The following is a 24,318-nucleotide window of genomic DNA, read 5'->3' as shown; positions in this document are numbered from 1 at the left end:
TTGTTGGCCTAGCTACTTGCGGACGAACATTGCGGCGTCCTCAGGAGAGTTCTCTCGTGTGGCGAAATCTGGGTCATCATCGAACGACTTCATGCGGGCGACGTAGAAGATGATCAACGCGTAGACGGCCTTCGCCAGTATGTCGGCTATCGAGTATCCGATCTGTTTGCCCACCCAAGCATCCGCCCCACTTATGTCGAGCATCGGGAGGATGTAGGCAATGGGGTAAACGCCCCAGCTGAGCAGCAGGAGGAAGCGCAACTGACTGAGGGTGCGGCGCACCGAGACTGGCTGCTTGTTAAGTGACTTACCCAACTGCACGAAGAGCACGTACAGGATGTACGCGAAGGGGATTGTGGACAGCAGGCCGAAGATTCCGCGTACGGTGTTGTCGCCGCTGATCTCGCCGGGGTATCCGAGGATGATCATGAGCGCGGCAGCGGGCAGCAGACGAATGATCAGCCCGGTCTGCACCTTGCGGGCGAGAGCTAGTACAGCAATGAGCTCAAGCAGCAGAAGAGGCACGGTCAGAAGCCAGTCAACGTACCGGTATCCCTCATTGAAGGATGCCCCAACAGCTTGCGTATATACGCCCGCGCCACCGACAGAGTCCGACACGAAGGCCTCTTTGAATGAGTCGAAGATTCGGAAGTAGTGGTAGGCCGCAATTGCGCAGACAACAATCGCCACCGTGATTGCCTGCCGGTAGCGAGGCAAGACTCGCGGCAGAGCGATTGTCAGGAACACAGCGGTGAAGAGCTGCGAAGCGATGACGAGCGAAAGGAAGTTATAGACGGTGTCGTACTGCCCTTGGGTAAGGGTGTCAGGAATCATTAGAGCCTCCGGTAGAGAGTGGATTACGAACTCCCAGAATAGTACCTCAATTAGTAAGTAACTTACCTATTAAGTTATTTACTAATTTTCCTGATTCTGCAATAAAGTTGGGTGCTATGACTAGCGCGAACGAGAAGCATGCCCTCGAGGGTTTTCCGGCGGCGGCGGTGCGTTTCGTGCGCGCTCTCGAAAGGAATCGAGAGCAGATTGCCATCGACAACGGACTGTCCGCCAGCGATCTTCGCGCACTTTTTTGGATCGCCGAACACAGCAACGTGACGCCCAAAGCAGTCGCTGAACATATGGAAATGACGACGGGTGCGATAACCGCGATAACCAATCGGCTCTCGGACCGCGGGTTGTTGCAGCGGGTCGCGCATCCCTCAGATCGACGAAGCAACTTTCTGGAACTCACCGAAACTGGCCACGTTCTAATGCGAGAAATTCACACTGATTTCAATCACATGGTTTCGGAATCGACGTCATGTCTCGCACCGGAAGAACTCATCGTGTTCGAGTCAGCGCTCACCCGAGTTGCCGCCGAAGTGGCCGCGCGAACCGGGCGCTAGCTCGTCAGAGTGCCAGGCTCTCAGCCTCGTAATTGACTCACGGGGAACTCGTTGCCATCAGGATCAGGGAGTACCGCTTCGCGGAACTGTCTAAGTCCCGCACTGGGCAGGTTGTCCAGTGGGGTACACCTCACTCTGTCGCGCTGCTGGTATTGACCGAGAGACATGAACCGATTGAGGCGAGAACTGCCCGACCCTCATTTGGGACCGATTAACCGCCGCCTAGCGGCAACCGCGTACCTAGGCCATCTATACAGCGGAGCTGTACTACACACAGCTGATTATGCACCCGAGTTAGAGAGGTCAAGTTCGCACTTGAGATCGACAGGAGGGGATTGCGACATCGAACGCAGATCGGAAGCTGGATATCGAAGTTCTGATCCCTGATATTGCGCGAGCGAGATATTCGGCCTGTTGTAGCGCGTTGCTGCCGCTAAAAGTCCGCCATAGATAGGGTGCAGGTCAGTCTCGGTGAGCTGTGCTTGTGCCTGTCGTTCCCGCGTGCCCTAAGTACTTTCTCAATGCCTTTATCGAGAGCAGGAGTGCCCATATGGAGAGAATGATGAGGACAGCGATTGCGGCGAAGGAAAGCACGTTGATGACAATTCCAAGGATCCCAATTTGACTAAGCATCTGTCCACCCTACGTATGCAGGAAGACAATCTCCAATAGACCTGAGAATTACTCTCAACATTTACTCATGTCTGAGACCATTGCCGGGCAACAACACCTTATGAGTCAAAAATTCGAAAGGTTGGATATTCAAATTGTTGAAAAGTAAAGCGATCCTTGCGTTCGCAGGAGTAGGCCTCATGCTCTTAGGCGCTGCACCCGCGAGTGCCGCTGAGGCCAACGGTCTCAGCTCAGATGAACTAGCCCAGGTAGAACAAAACATCGAGAATGCCGACGTTGTCATTAGTGACGATGATCGAGAAAGCATTCTCGCGAAATTGGCCGCCGGAGGAACACTCGATTCGACTAGCCCCAACGCAGTCCCGGTCAGTGTCGACGAGTCGGAAGCGGACGGCTGGAAGGTCACCAAATACTCATTTAGCGATGGCAGCTATTCGCTCTCATCCGAAGAAGTTCCAACCGAAATTTCGGGCTCGGACCCCAATGCGCGTTCGATCACTGGATGCACTAACAGCCAGTCTGGCTCGAAGTACATCCGCACAAACTGCACAGTGAAATTCTCTGATGCGATTTCGATGGTCAAGTTCCGCCTGAGCTACTACTTCGTCGGTGGTGGTGGCGGATATGGGCACATCACTTCGATCTCAGGAAAGAGCTATGACGCAATCGGCTACAACGCCGGTTCAGGATACGTGAACATCCTTACGCAAACAGGGAGCCCAGCGACGCTTGAGGCGGGACTCAGCTACACCACAGCGGTAGGTGGAGGCACCGCAGTAGGTTTCGGCTACGTCGGATCGGGTGGCTTTTCACAAACCGCTTGGCCCTACTAACAAATAGAGTTCAGGGGCAATTTAGGGTAGGTGGCCGCGACATGTCGGATTGTCGCGGCCACCTCATGTTCCATTCTCCGCATCGACGACCTGCTTCGGCACTCCACTCTTTGCATGCTCGCCTCGAGCTCCTGCAAATCGCCAGTGAACACCGCGGGGCACCGCTTCGTGTGGACGAGAAGTTTTGTTGCAGGATGACCAGCTGGGGTACACCGTGGGGATATCCGTCTCGCTCGCTCAAGCAAGGACTCTTGCCTTCCCGCCCGCGAGGATGCCGCTCTCGGGTAGACTGAGGTGTAATCCCCCCACATTTTCGAAGGGATCCACTATGCCAGCAATCGTGATCATCGGCGCCCAATGGGGCGACGAGGGCAAGGGAAAAGCAACCGACCTCCTCGGTAGCCGCATCGACTACGTCGTGAAGTTCAATGGCGGAAACAACGCCGGACACACCGTAGTCATCGGCAGCGAAAAGTATGCGCTGCACCTACTGCCGTCTGGCATCCTCACAGAGGGTGTCACCCCGATCATTTCCAACGGTGTCGTTATCGACCCCGAGGTGCTCTTTGAGGAGCTCGACGCTCTCATCGCTCGCGGAGTCGACGTCTCCAAGCTGCTGGTGAGCGCCAACGCGCACATCATCACCAACTACCACCGCACCCTCGACAAGGTGACTGAGCGCTTCCTCGGTAAGCGTCAGATCGGCACAACCGGTCGCGGAATTGGTCCGGCGTATGCCGACAAGATCAACCGCGTCGGCATCCGAGTTCAAGACCTCTTTGACGAAAACATTCTTCGCCAAAAAGTTGAGGGCGCTCTCGACCAGAAGAACCACCTGCTCGTGAAGGTCTACAACCGTCGCGCAATCGAGGTTGAAGAGATCGTCACCGAGCTGCTCAGCTATGCCGACCGTCTGCGCCCCATGGTCGCCGACACCGGTCTGCTGCTCAACCAGGCGCTCGATAAGGGCGAGATCGTGCTCTTTGAGGGCGGCCAGGCCACGATGCTGGATGTTGACCACGGCACGTACCCGTTCGTCACGTCATCCAACTCCACTTCGGGTGGCGCGGCTACCGGTTCGGGTGTTGCTCCCAACCGCCTTGAACGCATCATCGGAATCGTCAAGGCCTACACAACGCGTGTGGGTGCTGGCCCGTTCCCGACCGAGCTGCACGACGAGTCCGGCGAGTTCTTGCGCTCCAACGGTTTCGAGTTCGGCACCACCACCGGCCGTCCGCGCCGCTGTGGTTGGTACGACGCCCCCATCGCCCGCTACACGGCGCGCGTCAACGGTGTCACCGACTTCGTACTCACCAAGCTCGATGTGCTCACCGGTCTCAAGACGATCCCCGTCTGCGTCGCCTATGACGTTGATGGCACCCGCCACGATGAAATGCCGGTATCGCAGTCCGACTTTCACCACGCTGTGCCGATCTACGAAGAGTTCCCCGGCTGGGAAGAAGACATCACGGGTGCTCGCGCCTTCGAAGACCTCCCCAAGAACGCGCAAGACTACGTGCTCGCCATCGAAAAGATGAGCGGCGCCCGCATGTCAGCGATCGGTGTTGGCCCCGGCCGCGACGAGATCATCGTTCGTCACGACCTCGTCGACTAAGCACTTCAGCAACTCGTTCGCACTCAAGCGGCACGCTCCGGAGAGATTCGGGGCGTGCCGTTTGTGCGGGCGCGGGTAGCCAATCGGGAATTGCTGGACTCAACGTCAGTAATCGGAGGGTGAAAGTCCGAAATCCGCGCGTGGAGAGGGTGTGCCGGTGGGAGTATTTGTAGGTGACCCTAACGCGCCCGCAGCCCCGCATCCTTCAGGGAACTTTCGTTTCCGTTGAGCCCTTGACGGAAGCGCACCTCGCTGCCCTCTGGCCAGCGCTCGGTGTGCCAGAAGTCTTCGCGGGAGGCTATGGCGGAGGCCCAGCCGGGTTGCCGGCAGACGAGGCATCCTTTATGAAGTGGATGCGCGCCGGCTACCTCGGTTATGCCGACCGGATGCCGTTCGCCGTGCGCCTCCGTTCTGGTTCTGGGGCTGAGCCCGGCCCTGACGCTGGTCGGCTCATTGGCGTGAGCACCCTCGGCGACCTCGACGAAACCAACGCCAACGCCCACCTCGGCTGGACCGCCTACGACCCCACCGTGTGGGGAACCGCAGTGAACCCCGAGACGAAACTCCTGCTCCTCGGCTTCGCCTTCGACAATGGCTACAACCGAGTGCGTCTCCAAGCTGATTCCATCAACGATCGTTCGCGCGCCGCAATCCTCAAGCTCGGAGCCACCTTCGAGGGCATTCAACGCAAACACCTCCTGCGGGCTGACGGCTCGTGGCGAGACACCGCCGTGTATTCCATCATCGACACCGAGTGGCCGGCAGCGAAAGCGGGACTGCTCGCGCGTCTCGGGCAGGAGCCGCGCTCGTGAGCGCCCCCGTCATCAAGCCGGGGCGTGAAGAAAAACACGACAACGCATCCCCGCTGGGAACCTGGCTACGGTTTGCGGGCGCCGGGCTTGTGTGGGGTTCAAGCTTTCTCTTCATGAAGGTGGCTCTGGATGGCGTGAGCTTTGGGCAGGTCGCCTGGAGTCGGGCCGTGCTGGGCGCAATCGCGCTGGTCGTCGTCTTCGCGGTCAGTCGCCGCCGGCTCCCACGCAAGCCCATCGTCTGGGCGCACTTCACCGTGCTCGCGTTTCTCTTCGCCGTGTTCCCCTACCTGCTGTTTGCGTGGGCAGAACAGTATGTGAGCTCGGGCCTCGCCAGCATCTACAACGCAACAACCCCCATCATGACGGCCATCTTTGCGACCCTCATATTCCGGGTTGAGAAGCTGACGCGCTCGCAAATTGCCGGTGTCACCCTCGGCATCTTCGGGGTGTTCGTGATCATCGCACCGTGGCAAGCTGGCGACATCAGCGGCAGCCTCCTCGGGCAACTCGCCTGCCTTGGCGCCGCAATTTGCTACGGCGCTGCGATGAGTTATCAGCGCAAGTTTGTGGCGCCATACAAGGTTCCCGGCGTGACCTCCGCAACCATGAATATCGGCATTGCCGCTGTCATCTACATTCTGCTCACCCCACTTGTTGCAGTTGGCCCCGTGAACCTCACGCTTCCCGTTCTCGCAAGCCTGCTTGCGCTCGGCGTGCTCGGCACCGGCATGGCCTACGTCTGGAACTACCGGGTGCTCGCCGAGTGGGGACCAACCCGCACGTCAACCGTCACCTACATCACGCCAGTGATCGGCGTCATCCTCGGCTTCGTCATCCTCAAAGAGACCATGTCGTGGCACGAACCCGTTGGAGCCGTTCTCGTCATCATTGGGGTACTCCTCGCGCAGGGGCGGCTGAAGTGGCCAGTCGGGGCGAAACAGTCGCGCGCGCCGCTCACGTAACTAATTCCTATGGATCAGTCGGGATAGACACTGTGAAGCAGCACAACCCACCATCTTCTGGGAAACTGTCTTAGTGCCTTCCACCTTTCTGATCCGCCGCCTGGGCGTTGCCGCTGCCGCTCTCGGTGTCGTGGCAGCCATCACCGCCTTTGTGATTCTGGCGGCTCCGGTTCCAGAAACCGCCGCACCGATAGGCGAAGATGTTGCAGAAGTAGCACCGCCAACACCCGAAGTTCTGGGGGCCAGTGCGCTGACAGGAACACTCGTCGGTGGCGAGTCGATCGAGATCACCGGCGTGGCCCTCGACGACGTTACCGCCGTCACTTTCGGCGGCATCCCCGCCACCAACATTGTTGTTGCTGACAGCGAAACACTGACGGCCATCGTGCCCTCCGCCCTAGACTTTCAGCCAGCAACCGTAGCCATTGAAGTGATGGTGGATGCGGAAGTTCTCCCCTCTGAGACACCTCTCGAATACAGCTACGCCGCATCCACCCCGGTCGACAAACAGATGCAGTATCTGCTGGCTCACTGGCAGGACTACAACATCGCTGAATACGGTGACCTCAACCCTGTCGGCGGCGACTGCGCCAACTTCGCTAGCCAGTCACTGCTCATGCGCGGCTGGAAAATGACCTCTGAATGGTTCAACCACAACGCCGCCGCAGACTGGAGCGGAGCGTGGGGCTACGTGCCAACCATGGAGAACTGGCTGCTCTCGAACCCCGAGCTCGGCGCAACCCAATTGACCTTCGACCAGCGCGATCAAGCGAAAGTCGGCGATCTCGTCGTGTTCGACTGGAACGACAACAACTACCTCGACCACATTCAAGTGGTGTCGGCAGTATCAACCGTTGACGGCGTGACCACCATCAAAATGGTTGGCCACAATCTTGACACCAACTATCGCGATCTCGACACAACCATCACGGTCGATCACCCGGGCGCTACTGGGCACTTCTGGAGCATTCCGTAACGAGCGGCGAACCTACGAGTTCAGGGCCGCATCCACGATCGACTTCGCCTCGGCCTGCACTCGACGCAAGTGTTCAGCACCCTTGAACGATTCGCCATAGATCTTGTAGACATCCTCGGTGCCGCTCGGGCGAGCAGCGAACCACGCAAACTCGGTCGTCACCTTCACCCCGCCGATTGATGCTCCATTGCCCGGTGCCTCCGAAAGCTTTGCGATGATCGGATCTCCGGCGAGCTCGGTGGCCGCGATTGCCGCACCGCTCAACTTGCCCAGCTTCGCTTTCTGCGCCTTCGTGGCTGCGGCATCCACTCGTTCATAGGCTGGGTCGCCGAACTCTTCGACGAGTTCTGCGTAGAGCACTGACGGAGTCTTCCCGGTGACCGCAAGAATTTCGCTCGCAAGGAGTGCGAGCAGGATGCCGTCTTTGTCTGTCGTCCACGTCGATCCATCTTTTCGCAGAAAACTTGCACCCGCGCTCTCCTCGCCGCCGAACGCGACTGACCCGTCGACCAGGCCGGGAACAAACCACTTGAAGCCGACCGGCACCTCCCAGAGGTCGCGGCCCAGTGCGGCCGCAACCCGGTCGATCATCGAGCTGGAGACCAGGGTTTTGCCGATCGCGGCATCCAGATTCCACCCCTCGCGGTGCGTGTAGAGGTAGTGGATCGCAACGGCTAAATAGTGGTTGGGGTTCATGAGGCCGCCGTCGGGAGTGACGATTCCGTGACGGTCGGCGTCGGCATCGTTGCCGGTGAGGATGTCGTACTCCTCACGGCGGGCAACGACGGAGGCCATTGCAGACTGTGACGACGGATCCATGCGGATCTTGCCATCCCAGTCGAGCGTCATGAACGACCACGTCGGGTCGACTGTGGGATTAACCACCGTCAGATCGAGGTTGTACTTCTCGGCGATGAGCTTCCAATAGTTGACGCTGGCACCACCGAGCGGATCAGCGCCGATGCGGATGCCGGCCGTGCGAATTGCGTCGATATCGATAATGTTTTCGAGATCGTCAACATAGCGTCCGCGAAAGTCGTAGCTGCCCGCTGGCGTGTATTCGGCCCCCGCGGCGACCGCGCGCTTCACATCGTGGTTGCCCGCGGCGATGATCGTGTTTGCCCGATCGGCGATCCATCCCGTGGCATCGCTGTCGGCTGGCCCACCGTGGGGCGGATTGTATTTGAAGCCGCCGTCGCGAGGAGGATTGTGGCTGGGGGTGATGATGATGCCATCTGCCTGGTCAGTGTGACCCGCTGCGTTGTAGGCGATAATCGCGTGGCTGAGGGCCGGGGTAGGAACGTAGTCGTCGAACGTGTCTTTGAGCGCGTGCACATCGTTTGCGGCAAGAACTTCGAGGGCTGTGGTTTCGACTGGTCGGGACAGCGCATGGGTGTCGCGGCCAATAAACAGTGGCCCTGAGATGCCTTGGGAGGCGCGATATTCCACGATCGCCTGCGTGATGGCGGCGATGTGCACTTCATTGAAAGCAGTATCGAGCGAGGAACCACGGTGGCCGCTCGTGCCGAACACAACGCGCTGCTCCGGGATCGACACATCCGGAACCAGCGCGTAATACGCCCCCACAAGTTCGTTCACATCAATGAGGTCGGATGCCTGGGCTGTTGTGCCTGCGCGATCATTCATGCGAACCAGTCTTCCACCTTCAACTGGCCGCAGGCAGGTCATGTGGCAAACACGCAGCCCCCACACGCTCTAAAGTCGTTGTATGGCAGCAGGAGAGCAGGGCGCAGAAGACACCGGCATCGACAGCACCCCCACCGAGGTTGACCCCGAGGTTCGGGAGCAGCTGTTGGGTGCGCGACGCAGCATCGACAACATTGATGCAGCCCTCATCCATTTGCTTTCTGAGCGTTTCAAGTACACGCAGCAGGTTGGTCGGCTCAAAGCTACTAAGGGCTTGCCGGCATCTGACCCCGCTCGTGAACGCACCCAGATTGCACGGCTACGGTCGCTCGCTGAGGAATCGCACCTCGACCCGGCGTTCGCCGAGAAGTGGTTCAACTTTGTGGTCGCCGAAGTTATTCATCACCACGAACAGTTCGCCTCGGGCGGCGAGCCAACGTCTGACGAACCCAGCAACTAGACCACGAACTAGATACTCTGCCAGGCGGGTCGATTTGCCCAGGTGTAGCGGTAGTAGTCAGCATTCTGAAGCTGGGATGCCGCGGCTTCGTCGACAAGCACAGTGACGTGGGGATGCAGCTGAATTGCACTCCCGGGTTGGCTCGCGGTCAGCGGCCCCTCAACAGCCGCCGCGATCGCATGTGCCTTGCCTTCGCCGAAAGCGAGCAGCACGAGGTGTCGCGCGCGCAGAATGGTGCCGAGACCTTGAGTGAGGCAGTGCCGCGGAACATCGTCGATGCTGTCAAAAAACCGCGCGTTGTCCTGACGTGTTCGCTCGGTCAGTGTCTTGATTCGTGTGAGCGAGGCGAATGATGAACCGGGTTCGTTGAAGCCGATGTGGCCTGTGCCGCCAATTCCGAGAATCTGAAGGTCGATTCCGCCAGCATCAACGATGTCACGTTCGTAGTCACTTCCTGCGGATTCGATGGATGCCCTGGTGTCTCCCGGCAGTCGCACCAGAGTGGGGTTAAGGCCGAGGGGTTCAACGACTTCGCGGGTGATGACCGCGCGGTAGCTCTCGGGGTGTCCTTCAGGAAGACCAACGTACTCGTCGAGGGCGAACCCTCTGACAGCGGAAACATCGAGTGGATGCTCGCGGAGGGAATGGGCCAGTGCGTGGTAAATGGGCAATGGCGTTGATCCTGTTGCGAGGCCGAGCACAGCATTCGGGCGCTGCGTGATGAGCGAACGGATGGCAGCTGAAGCGAGTGCACCTGCGTGCTCGCGGTTGTCGACAATGACGACTTCGGCCATAGGGGTACTCCTTAGAGGTGACGGTGACGAGGGGGAAACTTCGAGGCGAAGGGCTAAAACAGTGTGTAGCCGCCGTCGACCGTAACGATTGATCCGGTCATGAAACTCGACGCGTCACTGGCGAGGAGCACTGTTATTGGGCCCAGTTCTGAGGGCAGTCCGTAGCGTTTGAGCGCGGCCGGTTCAACGCACGTTGCCTGATATTCGGGTTGATCGACGGGGGATGCTTCGGTGAGGATGTAGCCCGGCGCGATCGCGTTCACGCGGATTCCGTGGGGTGCCCATTCGGCGGCGAGCGCTTTAGTGAGCTGGTGCACTCCGGCTTTTGACGCAAGGTAGGAGGCTTGCCAGCGCGGTTGGTTGACGATCTCCGCCGACATTGAACCGACGTTGACGATGGTGCCACCGCCGTGAGCGGCCATGTGGCGACCGGCAGCTCGACTGCAGTTCCACACGCCGTCAAGATTCGTAGACATCACTTCGCGCCACACCTCGTCAGCGACGTCAAACGCGGCTCCGCCAATACTGATGCCGGCATTGTTGACAAGGATGTCGAGGCTTCCGAGTTCCTGGATAACCCGCGAGATTGCCGTGTCGACAGAGCTCACATCAGTGACATCGAGGGCGATCCCGATAGCACGGATACCCAGCTGAGTTAGCTCTGCGGCAGCTGCATCCGCATCACTTTGGGCTCGCGCCGTGACGGCTACCGTAGCGCCTGCCTCACCGAGAGCCTGAGCTAGGGCGCGGCCGATGCCGCGGTTCGCTCCGGTCACGAGCGCAACCCGCCCGTCGAGGGCGAAGGAGTCGAGTACCCCGCTCATTCAGATACTCGCCGATTGACGGTTTCAGCATCGAGGAGCTTGTCGAGCACTACACGGGCGGCGCCGATGATTCCGCCGTTTTCTTTGGCCTGACTGACTTCGACTTCTAGTCCCTCGGTGGCAAGCGGGAGGCACTCTGTGTAGATTGCCGATTTCACGCCGCCGAGGAAGGCTCCAGCCTCACTCAAGGTTCCGCCAAGAACAATGCGCTGCGGGTTGGAGAAGTTGACGACTGTCGCCAGTACGGTGCCGGTGCGGATGCCCGCTTCTCGCAGCATTTGGGTGGCGAGTGGGTGTCCGTTTCGGGCGAGTTCGAGCACGTCGAGGGTGTCGCTGACGGTGACCGAAGCTGCCTGAAGGCTGGTGACGATTGCTGCCCCACCTGCGACGGCATCCAAGCATCCGTTCCTGCCGCACGAGCAGGGTGTTGCGGGTGCACCATGAACGGTGACGTGGCTGATATCGCCAGCCATTCCGTGGTGACCGTGGTGCAGCTCGCCGCCAACGATCACGCCCCCGCCGATGCTGGAGCCTGCCTTGATGAAAACAAAGTCGTCGACATCTTCGCCGCGGCTGATGTGTTCGCCCAGCGCCATGAGGTTGGCGTCGTTATCGACAACGGCAGGTACGCCAGAAAGTCGAGTGATTTCGGCGGCGACGTCGAGCCCGTCCCATCCGGGCATTCGCGATGGTGAGGTCAGAATGCCCTCTGGCTGGCTAACGGGCCCGGGGAGCCCCAACCCGATACCGATAAGTCGTTGGCCGGACGGCGCGTTTTCGGTTACCAATCGTTGCGCGAGTGCCACAACCCACGGAAGGATCACATCCGGACCTTCCGCAATGTCAATGTCGACATGATGGTCAGCAATGCGCTGTGCTCGCATATCGAAGAGCCCGAATGATGCATGGCGAGCGCCGAGGTCGACGCCAATGATAAGGCCTCCTCTGGGATCGACTTCAAGTTGCCTGGGTCGTCGGCCTCCATGAGAATCGCCATTCCCCGCCTCCCGGAGGTACCCAGCCTCGATGAGGAGTTCGACTCTCACAGCGACCGTTGTCGGGGAGAGTCCGGTTGCTCGAGCGACCTCGGCCCGAGAAGTAGCGCGGCCGTTTCTTACAAGGGTGAGGATGCCGCCCGGGGATCCAGCCGTCGTCGACGGTAGCGGTGTCGCAGGTTTCGGCATCGTGAACCAATCAGATCGGGTTGCGTACGAGTGTACTGACTCATGTTAGTGCATTATTGGACTAAGTATCACCAAAATTGCACACAACACAAAAAGTTAGTACGCTCAACACCACCCGAAGGCGGGTCCAGCAATACCCCCGAAATAGATGCACCGGCGCATGCAAGGAGTGAACTGATGAGCGAGAGCGAAAAGCCCCAGACACAGGCGGCGACGCCCGCAATGGTGAGCCTGCGTGCCGTCGACAAGCACTACGGCCAACTGCACGTTCTGCAGAACATCAACCTTGAGGTCGCCGAGCGCGAAGTCGTTGTGGTCGTTGGTCCATCCGGTTCTGGCAAGTCCACCCTCTGCCGCACCATCAACCGACTCGAAACAATCGACTCCGGTCAGATCGCCCTCGATGGCAAACCACTGCCCGTTGAAGGCGCCCAACTGGCCCAGCTGCGCTCCGAAGTCGGAATGGTCTTCCAATCCTTCAACCTCTTCGCGCACCTCAGCATCCTCGAGAACATCACTCTCGCCCCGATCAACGTGCTCAAAATGACCAAGGCCGACGCCAAGCGCGAAGCTCTCGAACTGCTCGCCCGGGTCGGCATCGCAGACAAGGCCGACCAGTTTCCCGCCCAACTTTCCGGCGGTCAGCAGCAGCGTGCGGCCATCGCCCGCGCCCTGGCGATGCACCCCAAAGTGATGCTCTTCGATGAGCCCACCTCGGCGCTAGACCCCGAAATGGTCGGTGAGGTTCTTGAAGTGATGACGTCACTTGCCGCAGAAGGAATGACGATGGTTGTCGTCACCCACGAGATGGGTTTTGCCCGCAGAGCTGCCCATCGCGTCGTCTTCATGGATGCCGGTCAGATCGTCGAAGAGAACACGCCGGCCGAGTTCTTTGACCACCCCGAGTCTGAGCGAGCGCGCACGTTCCTGGCGTCGATCCTCGCCCACTAACTTCTATCCCGCACAAACGCACCACTGCACCACTGCACCAACGCACCACTGCACCACTGCATCACTGAACCACGAACCACCAACCACGAGAGAAAAGGAATCACATGTTCACATCAGGATCCTCACGCCGACGGGTTGCCGTCCTCGGCGCTGCTGTCGCCGTGACGGCGCTGGCCCTCAGCGCTTGCTCCACCGACTCGTCAAGCAACGTTCCCGGTGGCAACGACGCCGCAGACATGACCGACGTTCAGGCGATGCTCGCCGGTGCGCCCGTTGCCGATGACGCCCTCTTCACCCCCGGCTCGACCATGGAGAAGATCCGCGACCGCGGAACCCTCATCGTGGGCGAAGCTCTCGACGCACCCCTGCTTTCTCAGCAGGACCCCACCAACCCGGATGATGTTGCTGGCTTCGACGCGTACCTCGCGCAGCTGCTCTCGGTCTACATCTTCGGTGAGCCCAGCGTTGAGATCGTGCCACCGGCATCCGAGACTCGTGAAGCTCTGCTCCAGAACGGCACCGTCGACGTTGTCTTCAACACCTACACGATCACTGAAGAGCGTGCCGCGCAGATCAGCTTCGCTGGACCCTACTTCAGCTCGGGACTTGCCGTTGCAGTGAAGGCCGACAACGACGACATCACGGGAATCGACGACCTCGGCGGCAAGACCGTCATCGTTGGCGCCAACACTCCGGCCGTTCTTGCCGTTCCCGAAGAGCAGCCAACGGCAGAGCTCGTTGACTTCGCAACTGACCCGCAGGCAGTTCAGGCGCTCCTCCAGGGCCGTGGCGATGCTTACGTTCAGGACTACACCCTGCTCGCTAGCAACGCAGCAGCGAACTCCGACCTCAAGGTTGTTGGACAGCCGTTCACGGCTGAGCCCTACGGCATTGGTCTCGGCTTCGGCGATGCTGAGTTCAAAGAGTTCATCAATAACTGGCTCCTCGAAATCCAAGAGGGTGGACAGTGGGGCCAAGCATGGACGTACAGCCTAGGAACCGTCGTCGAATCTGAAATCCCGACGCCGCCAACCATCGGATCGGTTCCCGGCTCCTAACGAGCACGGAGCAACGCCAGGAGATAACAGATGGAAATATTCACGGAGAACGCAGGGCTTCTCCTCGACGCAATCGGCACGACGCTCCTTATGGTGCTCGTCGCCGGCGTCGGGTCCCTGATTCTCGGAGTGCTTGTGACGGTGGCTCGAGTGAGCCCCATCCCAATCCTCCGGCGGGCAGCATTCCTGTACGTGCAATTCTTCATCAACGTTCCGCTCTTGGCGTTGCTCCTCCTCGCCGTCTTTGCTCTTCCGGATGCCGGCCTCATCCTTCCGCTTCTGCCGACGGCGATCATCGTGCTCACTGTCTATGAAGCGGCCTATGTTGCCGAGGCAGTGCGCAGTGGAATCAATACGGTCTCGGTCGGACAGATCGAAGCAAGCCGTGCGCTCGGTCTTACGCTGTGGCAAAGCCTGCGGTTGATTGTTATTCCCCAGTCGCTCCGCGCCGTTGTGCAACCCCTCGGAAACGTCATGATTGCGCTCGCCATGAACACCGCTCTGGCAGCAGTCGTCGGCGTTGTTGAGCTGACGTCTCGCGTCAACAAGATCAACCTTGTCTATGCGCAGCCCATTGAAATCTTCACCGGCGCTGGTCTCGCGTACATGCTGATTGCTCTCGCCATCGGCCTCACAGCCGGCCGAATCGAACGCAAGGTGGCGATCCTCCGATGAGTACTACCAACACCAACGTTGCCTCCTACCTCTATGAGGTTCCCGGCCCCCGCGGTCGTCGCCGAATCATCATCGGCTCGATCATTAGCGCGCTCATCATCGCTGGCATCATCTTCGCCGGGCTCTGGCAGTTCGGCAGTCGAGGGCAACTCGATGCCGACAAGTGGCTCCCGTTCCTCGACCTCGCGATCTGGCAGTACCTCGGCGTAGGGCTGCTCGGAACCCTGCAAGCCGCCGCAATCGTTGCCGTTCTTGGTGCTGCCTTTGGAACGCTTCTCGCGCTCGGCCGGGTCAGCAAAATTCGGTGGCTGAGCTGGATCTGTGCCGGCTACATTGAGATCGCCCGCACCGTGCCGGTGCTGCTACTGATCTACCTGATGCTTTTTGGGCTGCCCCAGTTGGGCATCAACTTTCCGGTGCTCTGGAAACTTGCCATTCCTCTCACTCTTGCCAATGCCGCTGTCTTCGCCGAAATCGTTCGTGCGGGCATCCTGAGCTTGCCGCGTGGTCAAGCCGAAGCTGCCTTTAGCTTGGGCCTGCGCAGCAGCCAAGTCATGAGATTGGTCGTGTTGCCGCAGGCCGTGCGTAACGTCACCCCATCGCTGATCACGCAACTGGTCAGCCTGATGAAAGACACATCGCTCGGGTTTATCGTCGCGTTCACCGAGCTCCTTTACCGCGGTCAAGTGCTGTCAAGCTTCAACCACTTGCTCATTCAGACTTACCTCGTAGTGACGATCATCTATTTGCTGGTCAACGGAAGCCTTTCGGGGCTAGCCTCTCGACTGCAGAAGAAGCCCGGTCGCACCCGCACCACCGTCGCCAGCGCCACGATGGCACTGCCCCTCCCCACTCCTGGTGGGTCATCACCACAGAAAGCACCCCATGTCTGATCTCACCGCTGGCACTCTCTCCGAACTCGCCGTCATCCGGCGCTCAGGCATGATCGAGAGCCGCCATTTCGGGTCGCTCCTCGCTTTTGCTGCTGACGGGAGCGTTGCGCTTGAACTCGGAACACCCGAGGTCGAGGTGTTGCCGCGGTCGACCGTGAAGCCGTTACAGGCAATGGCCTGTCTTGTTGCCGGTGCCGAACTTTCGGGGCCAGAGCTGGCGATCGCCGCCGGTAGCCACACCGGGGAAGACGCCCACGTCGCCATTGTCTCCGCCATTCTTGAGCGGGCTGGGCTCGATGAGCATGCACTCGGATGCCCCGTCGACCGCCCGGAAGACGAAGAAACTTTTGAGCGGATGATTCGCGAGGGCGAAGGCCGCAACCGTCTCCGGATGAACTGCTCGGGCAAGCACGCCGCGATGTTGCTCGCTTGCGCTGTGAACGGATGGTCAACCGACGACTACTTGGAGCCGTCGCACCCACTGCAGCAGCAAGTTCAGAAGACGATGGCCGAAATGACCGGTGTTGTCGCTACGCATACCGCGGTTGACGGATGCGGGGCTCCCCTCTTCGGAACGACCGTGCGCGGAGTCGCAGCATCGTTCCGCGCGCTCGTGCTCGCCGACCCTGAGTCCCCCGCGGGTCGGGTCGCCGCAGCGATGCGTGAGAACCCGTTTTATGTGGGAGGCAGCGGTCACGCTAACAGCGAGCTCATGGTGAACATGCCCGGTGCGCTTTCTAAGGGTGGCGCTGAGGGTGTTATCGGAGTGGCTACGAGCGATGGTGCTGCTGTGTCAATGAAGATCATCGACGGTAGCCCGCGGGCCACCACCGTGATCGCTCTGGCAGTTCTTGACTGGCTCGGCTACGACACCGAAGCGGCCGCTCGGTTCGCTCAAGTGCCTGTGCTCGGCGGCGGAAAGCCAGTCGGTCAGATCGAAATCGGGGCCGACCTTCGTAGCGCCATCACAGCAGGGCGAGCATAACGTGACGGTTCTCGAAGTATGCCTTGATGATATTGGCGGAGCACTTGATGCGGAGAAGGCCGGAGCTCAACGTATTGAGTTGTGTGCGGCTCTCGATACTGGCGGCATAACGCCCAGTCTCGGTACGGTGTCGTCGATACTTGCCTCGCTGACATCGATGACCGTGATGGTGCTGATTCGTCAACGCGGGGGAGACTTCGTGTACTCCCCGGCCGAAGTTGATGCGATGGTTGCCGATATCCACTCGATGCGGGACCTGCCTCGCGGGGAGGGCGTCACTCTGGGCTTCGTCATCGGCGCCCTCACACCGGAGGGAACGGTGGACGTGACGGTGACGTCAGCACTTGTTGAGGCATGCCACGTGCATCCGGTCACCTTCCATAAAGCATTTGACCTTGTTGTTGACCAGCCTGCGGCCCTAGAAACGCTCATTTCTTTGGGCATTGCCCGAGTGCTGACTTCCGGCGGCGCGTCAAGTGTTCTCGAGGGTGCCGATGTTATGGCCACCCTCGTGGAGCAGGCAGGCGAACGCATTACGATTCTCGCGGGCGGTGGCGTTCGTGCGCACAATGCTCAAGAGATCCTGAACCGCACGGGTGTCTCCGAACTCCACTTTCGGGCACCCGCCGAGATCGCGAGCAATGGTTATCAGGGGGGAGCATCCGCCCTGTATGACAGCGGAAGCCGCACCGTGACGTCACCAGAACTGGTTCGCGCCATGCACGCTGCGGTGGCACCACTGTGAGTGCTGCGAGCGAGAGCGAGTTGTCCGATGTCGTTGTCGCCGTCGATCTTGGTGGCACCGCGCTAAAAGGTTCGCTGGTTTCGGCGAAGGGAGAGACGGTAGCGACGAGAACGCAACCCACCCCCGCCGAAGGAATCATCGAAGCACTGCTGTTGCTTATCGCAGAACTGCTGGATGACGCAGTGAGTCACTCGTGCCGGGTCGTTGCCGCCGGCGTTGTCACTCCTGGCATGGTCGACGAGCTTGCCGGGGTCGTTACATACGCCTCGAATCTGAACTGGCGAAACGTGCCGTTGCTCGCTGAGCTGCAAAGCAAACTCAGCATCCCCGTTGCTGTGGGGCACGACGTGCGCGCCGCGGGACTGGCCGAAAGCCGACTAGGGGCAGCTAGAGGCATTGAGGATTTCACCCTCATCCCCATCGGTACTGGAATGGCGGCGGCGCTGGTCTCCGCCACCGGCCCCATCCGTGGAGCTCTCGGAGCTGCCGGCGAGATCGGGCACATCCCGATCGTTCAGGGCGGAGAGCTGTGTGCCTGCGGCCAGCGCGGCTGCCTCGAAGTGTACGTCTCGGGTGCCGGCGTTGCTCGTCGCTATGCTGCCCGCTCAGGGCACAAACTATCATCGCGCGAGATCGTCGCTCGGCTCGGAACTGACCCAGACGCCGATGCGGTGTGGGATGACGCTACCCGAGCTTTGGCCCAGGGGCTCGCGACGGTCACGTTGCTGCTCGATCCCGGCGTCATCGTTCTCGGGGGAGGCTTCTCGCAGGCAGGCTCTGCGTTGCTCGACCCCGTTACCCACCACCTTCGTGAAAACCTCGTCTGGCGCGATGCGCCAGAGGTCGTGCTCTCTAGCCTTGGCGGGGATGCGGGCCGAATCGGCGCTGCCCTCCTAGCGTTCGCAAAAGTGGGACGCCTCGAGGTGGCGGATAGCTGGGTGCGCGACGCGGAACGAGTGCCGCTCTAACCTGGTAGCCGCGCTGCTCTCGGGCGCGCGAACAGCCAGGCAACGTGTTCGAGAGGAAACAATGACAGGGATCGCGATCTTTGGTCGCGGCGCGATGGGGTCAACCCATGCCCGCGCTCTGGCATCCCTCGGCCGGGCTGAGCAGATCAAGTATGTTGTTGCCCGTACGACAGGGGGTGTGGCACCAGCGGCACCAGCGGCATCCGTCATCAGTGACTTCGGGGTTGTGCTCAACGATCCAGAGATTGATGTGGTGTCAATTTGCACCCCAACCGGAACGCATCGCGAGCTGGCAGTGAGCGCATTGCGGGCAGGTAAAAACGTTCTGCTTGAGAAGCCGATTGCATTAACGATGGATGACGCCCTGGCTATCCGCGATGAGGCTCAACGCAGCGGAAAAGTGTTCATGGTCGCGCAGGTGGTGCGGTTCTTTGAGGGGTACCGGCAGCTTGCCGACGATGTCGCCGCCGGAAAACTTGATCGCCTCGTGTCAGCACGTGCTACCCGACTCAGCAGCAAACCCGACTGGGCGGACTGGCTGCGAGACTTTGCCGAAGCTGGCGGAATGCTCGTCGACTTTGGCATCCACGACTTCGACCAAATGAATCTGCTTCTCGGCGACCCCGTCGAGGTGTCCGCAATCGGCGAGGCAGTGACGGGCCCGGTGGAGACAACAATCACGTACCGTGACGGTGGAATTGGGCAAGTGTTGAGCTACGCCGACCTGCCAAGCGGTGCGCCGTTTCGCAGCTCTCTCGAGGTAGTGGGCACGGGAGGTTTCGCGCAGTACGAGTATGCGGCTGAAACCCTGGCTTCACGAGCGATGTCGCGCTACTCGCTCTCGGCAGTGGCGCATGACTCTCGGGTTTCCTTGGCAGCCGAGGATCCTTACGCGCGTCAGCTCGAGTACTTTCTCGACTGCGTTGCCCGAGGGGCTGAGCCGCGATTCTGCCCGACGCCGGCTGCGCTTGTGGCCCTAGAAGTTGCTCTTGCGGCAACCAGATCATTAGAGCTCGGGCGGCCGGTGCGACTGGATTCGGATTCGAATCCGGCTGCCGCTGACGCCTAGCGTGCGCGGATGCCGTGCTGATCGAGCACGTCCAGGAACGTTGTCGGTTCTGGCCGTACCCGGTGGTTGTCGGTTTGCTTGGCCCAGAGCACTGTTCCGGTGCCATCGGTGATGATGACGGTCGGTACGACGGTGTCGCCGTCGGCTTGTCCTCCGGCGCTGAACATGATCGGAGTGCCGCCCGATTGCACGGGGTCGAGCGCTGCCGCAGCCGCGCCATCCGCATCAATGTAGAAGTCCACGGCAATGTCGAAGCGTTGCGAAAGCTCAACAGTGTCTTCGGGCTTTTGCGGGCTGATGATCGCGACGGCAACACCGCGTCGATCGAGTTAGCGATACTGGTCGGCGATCTGGGCCATCTGGGCCATGCAGAACGGGCACCAGTTGCCGCGAATGAACATAATCACGTGTGGTTGGTGAGTGAGCACGCTGCTGTCGACAACGTCGCCATCCACTGTCGTGAGGGGAAACCGGGGTAGGGGCTCATCGACGCGCACCGGTCGCTTCGCCGTAGACCCGTTTGATGAGTTGCATGGGGTGCCGAGTTCCTTCGTGACGTTGCCGCAGAGTTCGGGTAGCGACGTAAGCACGCGGTGTGAAGCCTCACCTCGCGCTGGCACTTTACGTGACGCGATAGGCGCGGTAACGCACGGTGTCTGCTTCTCGCACACACGAGGCGACAAAGAGTGAGTGCTCGAGGTGTGCCAGCCCGGGGGCCGATGTTTCGATCCTGAGCGTGGTGCGGAAATAGTACTGGGTGGGATCGACCTCCTCGCCGAGGAGGAGGGCTTCGAGAACGTCAGGCGTACCACTGCGCACGCCCGAAACTTCGATGTAGATCAGTTCGCCCTCTGACGTCTTGGCCGAGTAGCGTCCGTCAATGTCGATGGCCCCATCCGGCCTCACGAGTTGCCAGTCGGCACCGCCGGGCAGAATCGTCGCGTTAAGCGACCCCGTGATCTGCCCGCCGACAATGTCAATCACTCGCCGGTGCCCGGCGCGCGTTAATCCATAGTCCGAAACGGTGCTGACTCGAACGGTGACATCGAAGACGGCATCAAGGCCAGGAATCGCCGGAGTGAGGGTCATCGTTAGCTCGCTGCTCGCACGACGGAGAGTGTTGGACGCTCGTTCAGTAGCTGGGGGTTGAACCCTGCCGCGCGCTTGTACTGGTCGGCGATTGCTGTCAACTCTTCGGCGGAAGCAACGTCGTTGATGTCGGCGAAGCCTTCGGGGGCGCGCTCGTAGGCGAGTTGCATGACGCGTTCTGGTCCAAGCGACCGATTGTTGAGGGTGAGTTGGGCGGTGATGGGAAGGCGAATGCGTTCGTACTCGCCGAGCGCCGAACCGATGGAATCGGCCGTGGCGAGTTGGTTGGCGATTGTCCGAGCATCAATGATTGCTTGAGACGCACCGTTTGAGCCGATCGGATACATCGCGTGGGCGGCATCGCCAAGGAGCGTTTGCTGGTCAAAGGTCCAGCGTTCGACCGGGTTGCGATCGACCATGGGATATTCGAGCACTTCGTCGGCAGCGGCAATGACGGAGGGAATGTCAATCCACTCAAATTGCCAATCCTGAAAGAGGTCGACGATGCGTTGTTTGTCGACGGCGAGATTCCAGTTATTGCGGCGTGGTCCATCATCCTCGACTCGCTTTTCGGCGATGAAGTTGATGCGCGCTAGTCCGTCGTCATCAGCTTCTGTGAGCGGATAAGCGACAAATTTTTGTCGCCCGTCCCCTGCCATAAACATTGAACGACCGTCGAGAAATGGCTTCACGCGTGCCGTGCCCCGCCAGAGCATGAGCCCGTTCCACACCGGGTCGCCTTCGTCGGGATAGTGCTGCTTGCGAATAGCACTGTGGATGCCGTCGGCGGCGATGACCACGTCGGCTTCCTCTTCACGATCAGCGCCGGTTTCGGAGCCGGCGCCAGTGCGAGTGCGGATGCGAACGAGCTGGCGGGCGCCTTTCGGCTCTGTGCTGATGACGGGCGAGCCGAGCACAATTGCACCGGGAAGCCGTGCTTCGACGGCATCTCGAAGAAGCATCTGCAGCTCTCCACGGTGCACGGAGTATTGCGGCCACGCGTAGCCAGCGGCCAGCCCACGAGGCTCGGACCAAATGAGATCGCCGAAACAGTTGAAGTAGCTCAGGGTGCTTGTCGGAACGCCAAGCGCTGCGAGCTCATCGCTGAGGCCCAGTTCGGTCAGCTCGCGCACCGCGTGGGGCAAGAGATTGATGCCGACGCCGAGCGGGCGAAGTTCGCTCACGGACTCGTAGATGGTGATGTCGGTGATCCCGACGGCGTGTAGCGAGAGTGCCGTGGCGAGGCCGCCAATTCCTGCACCGGCAATGATCGCGTTCATTGGGGAGCATCTTCCGCCGCGGGTTGGGCGGTGCGGGCGGCCGAGTCGAGAATGAGATCGACGCCAAACCGAAAGATATCCGTGTCGCGCAAACTGCGAAGCTCAGCGGCTACGGAAGCGATGTGCACGTATTTCAGCGGGTCAACGAGAAGCGGGCCGTCGAACCAAGTGTCCAGCTCTGTTTCGGTGTCGGATGTTGTGCGTCCCCGAGCGATGCCGGCGACCTCCGAGAGAATGTACGAGGAGTAGAGCGCGTAGTGGTGCACGAGCTTAGTGCCACTGAGTCCGGCCTCGGAAAGTGCGGCAAGGATGAACTCGATGGTCGCGACTTCTGCCGGCCCATTTGTTGTGAGCACTGTTGCTTCTACTGCGATCGCTGGATGCTCGACGTAGGTCTCTAGCGTGGCCGCCGCGAGATGGCGCAGTCGCTCGAGCCATCCGGAGCCTGTCGTGATCTGGCCCAACGCGGTCGCTTGAAGCTCATCGAGGAGGGCCCGCATGAGGTCATCTTTGCTTTTAAAGTGTCGATAAACCGCGGTCGGGTCGACACCGAGTTCTGTTCCTAGGGCACGCACCGAGACAGCGGTGTTGTGGGGGCGCGACGCAATTTCGAGACCTGCTCGCACGATACTGGCTCGATCTAGTCGCTTTGATGTCTGCTCTTTTGCTGAAGTTTTTGCGTCCACGTCTTCATCATAGCGAGCACCAACAACAATGTCATCACTGTTGACAACGGCGTTGCGTTCGCCCTAACATCGCCACAACCGTTCGACGACGAAGGGATGTACACGGTGGCGCAAGCAGACGTGATCTTTATTGGCGGCCAGGTCTTCACGGGCACTGGACAACCACTGATTGACCACGCGGTGGTGATCGCCGATGGGTTCATCATCGACATCGTGCCGGCGGAGTCGATCGACCTCCATCGCAGCGACGCGACACAGATCATTGATCTGCACGGCGGTCTCCTAGCTCCCGGATTCCAGGATGCGCACATCCATCCGGTCGGCGGTGGGGTGGAGCTGCTGCTGTGTTCGCTGACAGAGGCAGTAGATGCAGTAGACGCCCTCGCAATGATCGCGACGTATGCCGCTGAGAATCCCGAAGGCTGGATCAGCGGCGGAGGCTGGTCAATGGACCACTTCCCCGGTGGTGCTCCCGGGCGCCAGCTACTGGATGACATCATTGGTGACCGTCCGGTGCTGCTGAGCAGCCGTGATCACCACAGCGTTTGGGCAAGCTCTGCCGCCATTCGTGCCGCTGGTATCGATGCATCCACCCCCGATCCCATTGACGGTCGAATGGAACGCGAGGCCGACGGATCTCCCGCTGGAACCTTCCATGAAGGCGCCGGTGATCTCTTCGCCAACGCGCAGCCCGGCGTCGGAGCAGACCTCGCGTATGCAGGGTTGTTGCGGGCCCAAGAAGAGCTTCTGAAACTGGGTATTACCGGCTGGCAGGATGCCATGATCGGCGACAGCGTCGCGACCCTCCCCAGCAACTTGCCCGCCTATCGCCGGGCCATCGCTGAGGGAACGCTGCTTGCCCATGTTGTGGGCGCGCAGTGGTGGGAGCGAACCGGTGGTGCCGAGCAGATCCCGGGCATGGTGCAGCGTCGTGCTGAAGTCGAGGCGCTGGGCAGCGATCGATTGCAGCTCGGCACCGTAAAAATCATGGTCGATGGTGTCGCGGAGAATTTCACCGCAGCAATGAAGAATCCGTACCTCGATAGTCATGGGCATGCCACTGACAATTCCGGGCTCTCTTTCATCAACCCGCAACGATTGATTGAGTATGTGACCGAGCTCGATAGCGAGGGCTTCCAGCTGCACTTCCATGCGCTCGGAGATCGCGCGGTGAAAGAAGCTCTTGATGCGCTCGCGGCGGCACGCGTCACCAACGGGGTCTCCGATGGCCGTCACCACCTCGCGCATCTGCAGGTTGTCTCCGAGGACGATGCAGCACGTTTTGCCCCGCTGGATGCGATTGCCAACCTACAACCGCTGTGGGCCTGCCATGAGGCACAACTCGACGAGTTGACCCTGCCGTTCTTGCAGGAAGACTTGGCGGCACGGCAGTACCCATTCGGTGATCTGCACCGTCTCGATGCAAAGCTAGCCGCCGGAAGCGACTGGCCCGTATCAAGCCCAGACCCGATTGCGGCCATCCATATCGCGGTAAATCGCATCGCGCCAGAAATGAATGAACTTCCCCTCGGCGGAGAGCAGCAGTGCCTCGACCTCGAGACGGCCTTCGCGGCGTACACCTCCGGTTCGGCGTACGTGAACCATCGTGACCACGACACCGGCTTTATCGCGCCAGGCTATCGCGCCGACCTCGTCGTCATTGAACCCGATCCTTTCACTGTGCCAAGCAACGAAATCCATTCGAGCGCCGTCGTCTCGACCTGGATCGACGGCAAGCCCGTTTACGTCCGCAACTGACCCACAGCATCCAATTGA

27 protein-coding genes are annotated in these 24,318 nt (G+C 60.3%); 16 read left to right on the top strand and 11 right to left on the bottom strand.

Annotation, left to right across the window (positions count from 1 at the left end; all coding sequences use genetic code 11):
* Positions 1-12: 12 nt before the first annotated feature.
* Positions 13-834: a bacteriorhodopsin gene (locus AC1ENN_RS13320; protein WP_449647693.1), complete on the bottom strand. Its 822-nt coding sequence runs from the start codon at positions 832-834 to the stop codon at positions 13-15.
* A 116-nt stretch (positions 835-950) separates the two neighbouring features.
* Between AC1ENN_RS13320 and AC1ENN_RS13315 the strand changes: the two genes are divergently transcribed.
* On the top strand, positions 951-1,403 hold the full coding sequence (locus AC1ENN_RS13315; protein WP_449647692.1) for a MarR family winged helix-turn-helix transcriptional regulator: 453 nt from the start codon (positions 951-953) through the stop codon (positions 1,401-1,403).
* 462 nt (positions 1,404-1,865) lie between these two features.
* Here AC1ENN_RS13315 and AC1ENN_RS13310 read toward each other — a convergent pair whose 3' ends face one another.
* A complete protein-coding gene (locus AC1ENN_RS13310; RefSeq protein WP_449647691.1) occupies positions 1,866-2,036 on the bottom strand; it encodes a hypothetical protein in 171 nt (56 codons plus the stop codon).
* A gap of 179 nt (positions 2,037-2,215) precedes the next feature.
* On the opposite strand from AC1ENN_RS13310, the gene AC1ENN_RS13305 reads away from it, so the two are divergent.
* The 5 genes from AC1ENN_RS13305 to AC1ENN_RS13285 all read left to right on the top strand — a co-directional run bounded on the left by AC1ENN_RS13305 (position 2,216) and on the right by AC1ENN_RS13285 (position 7,234).
* Complete coding sequence (locus tag AC1ENN_RS13305) at positions 2,216-2,869, top strand: hypothetical protein (RefSeq protein ID WP_480406242.1); 654 nt, start codon at positions 2,216-2,218, stop codon at positions 2,867-2,869.
* A 328-nt stretch (positions 2,870-3,197) separates the two neighbouring features.
* A complete protein-coding gene (locus AC1ENN_RS13300) occupies positions 3,198-4,484 on the top strand; it encodes an adenylosuccinate synthase (protein WP_449647689.1) in 1,287 nt (428 codons plus the stop codon).
* A gap of 173 nt (positions 4,485-4,657) precedes the next feature.
* The gene (locus AC1ENN_RS13295) at positions 4,658-5,296 is read left to right on the top strand and encodes a GNAT family N-acetyltransferase (protein ID WP_480406241.1); all 639 of its coding nucleotides are present in this window, start codon (positions 4,658-4,660) and stop codon (positions 5,294-5,296) included.
* Positions 5,293-6,258 (top strand): DMT family transporter, encoded by a 966-nt coding sequence (locus AC1ENN_RS13290; RefSeq protein WP_480391414.1) that lies wholly within the window; start codon positions 5,293-5,295, stop codon positions 6,256-6,258. The genes AC1ENN_RS13295 and AC1ENN_RS13290 overlap by 4 nt, the downstream gene beginning before the upstream one ends.
* A gap of 73 nt (positions 6,259-6,331) precedes the next feature.
* Positions 6,332-7,234, top strand: coding sequence for an amidase domain-containing protein (locus AC1ENN_RS13285; RefSeq protein WP_480391413.1), 903 nt, complete (start codon positions 6,332-6,334; stop codon positions 7,232-7,234).
* A gap of 12 nt (positions 7,235-7,246) precedes the next feature.
* Here AC1ENN_RS13285 and pgm read toward each other — a convergent pair whose 3' ends face one another.
* Positions 7,247-8,881 carry a phosphoglucomutase (alpha-D-glucose-1,6-bisphosphate-dependent) gene (gene pgm, locus AC1ENN_RS13280; protein ID WP_480406240.1) on the bottom strand — a complete coding sequence of 545 codons (1,635 nt, stop codon included), beginning with the start codon at positions 8,879-8,881 and terminating at the stop codon, positions 7,247-7,249.
* An 82-nt stretch (positions 8,882-8,963) separates the two neighbouring features.
* Between pgm and AC1ENN_RS13275 the strand changes: the two genes are divergently transcribed.
* The gene (locus AC1ENN_RS13275; protein ID WP_480391411.1) at positions 8,964-9,341 is read left to right on the top strand and encodes a chorismate mutase; all 378 of its coding nucleotides are present in this window, start codon (positions 8,964-8,966) and stop codon (positions 9,339-9,341) included.
* Positions 9,342-9,349: 8 nt separating this feature from the next.
* On the opposite strand, the gene AC1ENN_RS13270 is transcribed toward AC1ENN_RS13275, so the two are convergent.
* From AC1ENN_RS13270 to AC1ENN_RS13260, 3 genes are read right to left on the bottom strand one after another with little or no spacing between them, the layout of a single operon-like run.
* Positions 9,350-10,135: a glucosamine-6-phosphate deaminase gene (locus AC1ENN_RS13270; protein WP_480406239.1), complete on the bottom strand. Its 786-nt coding sequence runs from the start codon at positions 10,133-10,135 to the stop codon at positions 9,350-9,352.
* 53 nt (positions 10,136-10,188) lie between these two features.
* A complete protein-coding gene (locus tag AC1ENN_RS13265; protein ID WP_449647682.1) occupies positions 10,189-10,959 on the bottom strand; it encodes an SDR family NAD(P)-dependent oxidoreductase in 771 nt (256 codons plus the stop codon).
* Positions 10,956-12,143 carry an ROK family transcriptional regulator gene (locus tag AC1ENN_RS13260; RefSeq protein WP_480406238.1) on the bottom strand — a complete coding sequence of 396 codons (1,188 nt, stop codon included), beginning with the start codon at positions 12,141-12,143 and terminating at the stop codon, positions 10,956-10,958. Before AC1ENN_RS13260 ends, AC1ENN_RS13265 begins: the two co-directional genes overlap by 4 nt.
* A 177-nt stretch (positions 12,144-12,320) precedes the next feature.
* On the opposite strand from AC1ENN_RS13260, the gene AC1ENN_RS13255 reads away from it, so the two are divergent.
* The 8 genes from AC1ENN_RS13255 (at position 12,321) to AC1ENN_RS13220 (ending at position 19,487) form a co-directional block, all read left to right on the top strand.
* Positions 12,321-13,094, top strand: coding sequence for an amino acid ABC transporter ATP-binding protein (locus AC1ENN_RS13255; protein WP_480391408.1), 774 nt, complete (start codon positions 12,321-12,323; stop codon positions 13,092-13,094).
* A 104-nt stretch (positions 13,095-13,198) separates the two neighbouring features.
* Positions 13,199-14,152: a glutamate ABC transporter substrate-binding protein gene (locus tag AC1ENN_RS13250; RefSeq protein WP_449647679.1), complete on the top strand. Its 954-nt coding sequence runs from the start codon at positions 13,199-13,201 to the stop codon at positions 14,150-14,152.
* A gap of 30 nt (positions 14,153-14,182) precedes the next feature.
* On the top strand, positions 14,183-14,827 hold the full coding sequence (locus AC1ENN_RS13245; RefSeq protein ID WP_449647678.1) for an amino acid ABC transporter permease: 645 nt from the start codon (positions 14,183-14,185) through the stop codon (positions 14,825-14,827).
* On the top strand, positions 14,824-15,720 hold the full coding sequence (locus AC1ENN_RS13240) for an amino acid ABC transporter permease (protein WP_480391407.1): 897 nt from the start codon (positions 14,824-14,826) through the stop codon (positions 15,718-15,720). Before AC1ENN_RS13245 ends, AC1ENN_RS13240 begins: the two co-directional genes overlap by 4 nt.
* The gene (locus AC1ENN_RS13235) at positions 15,713-16,705 is read left to right on the top strand and encodes an asparaginase (RefSeq protein ID WP_480406237.1); all 993 of its coding nucleotides are present in this window, start codon (positions 15,713-15,715) and stop codon (positions 16,703-16,705) included. Before AC1ENN_RS13240 ends, AC1ENN_RS13235 begins: the two co-directional genes overlap by 8 nt.
* Before the next feature lies 1 nt (position 16,706).
* Positions 16,707-17,450, top strand: coding sequence for a copper homeostasis protein CutC (locus AC1ENN_RS13230; protein ID WP_480406236.1), 744 nt, complete (start codon positions 16,707-16,709; stop codon positions 17,448-17,450).
* Positions 17,447-18,418 carry an ROK family protein gene (locus AC1ENN_RS13225; RefSeq protein WP_449647674.1) on the top strand — a complete coding sequence of 324 codons (972 nt, stop codon included), beginning with the start codon at positions 17,447-17,449 and terminating at the stop codon, positions 18,416-18,418. The genes AC1ENN_RS13230 and AC1ENN_RS13225 overlap by 4 nt, the downstream gene beginning before the upstream one ends.
* Positions 18,419-18,479: 61 nt before the next feature.
* The gene (locus AC1ENN_RS13220; RefSeq protein ID WP_480406235.1) at positions 18,480-19,487 is read left to right on the top strand and encodes a Gfo/Idh/MocA family protein; all 1,008 of its coding nucleotides are present in this window, start codon (positions 18,480-18,482) and stop codon (positions 19,485-19,487) included.
* Here the strand turns inward: AC1ENN_RS13220 and AC1ENN_RS13215 are convergent.
* The 5 genes from AC1ENN_RS13215 to AC1ENN_RS13195 form a co-directional block, all read right to left on the bottom strand.
* Positions 19,484-19,729, bottom strand: coding sequence for a hypothetical protein (locus AC1ENN_RS13215; protein ID WP_480406234.1), 246 nt, complete (start codon positions 19,727-19,729; stop codon positions 19,484-19,486). The two genes, AC1ENN_RS13220 and AC1ENN_RS13215, sit on opposite strands and share 4 nt — an antisense overlap.
* Positions 19,730-19,816: 87 nt before the next feature.
* On the bottom strand, positions 19,817-20,077 hold the full coding sequence (locus AC1ENN_RS13210) for a peroxiredoxin family protein (RefSeq protein WP_480391402.1): 261 nt from the start codon (positions 20,075-20,077) through the stop codon (positions 19,817-19,819).
* 31 nt (positions 20,078-20,108) lie between these two features.
* Positions 20,109-20,576: a DUF3237 domain-containing protein gene (locus tag AC1ENN_RS13205; protein ID WP_480391401.1), complete on the bottom strand. Its 468-nt coding sequence runs from the start codon at positions 20,574-20,576 to the stop codon at positions 20,109-20,111.
* 2 nt (positions 20,577-20,578) lie between these two features.
* Positions 20,579-21,856 carry a flavin-dependent oxidoreductase gene (locus tag AC1ENN_RS13200; protein ID WP_480406233.1) on the bottom strand — a complete coding sequence of 426 codons (1,278 nt, stop codon included), beginning with the start codon at positions 21,854-21,856 and terminating at the stop codon, positions 20,579-20,581.
* The gene (locus tag AC1ENN_RS13195; protein ID WP_480406232.1) at positions 21,853-22,542 is read right to left on the bottom strand and encodes a TetR/AcrR family transcriptional regulator; all 690 of its coding nucleotides are present in this window, start codon (positions 22,540-22,542) and stop codon (positions 21,853-21,855) included. Before AC1ENN_RS13195 ends, AC1ENN_RS13200 begins: the two co-directional genes overlap by 4 nt.
* Before the next feature lie 96 nt (positions 22,543-22,638).
* On the opposite strand from AC1ENN_RS13195, the gene AC1ENN_RS13190 reads away from it, so the two are divergent.
* Positions 22,639-24,300: an amidohydrolase gene (locus AC1ENN_RS13190; RefSeq protein WP_480406231.1), complete on the top strand. Its 1,662-nt coding sequence runs from the start codon at positions 22,639-22,641 to the stop codon at positions 24,298-24,300.
* The last annotated feature ends 18 nt before the right edge of the window (positions 24,301-24,318 follow it).

The organism is Rhodoglobus sp. G.S.23, from assembly GCF_056675935.1.
Note: the sequence above shows the minus strand (reverse complement) of the source record. Positions and strands in the feature narration are given on the sequence as shown.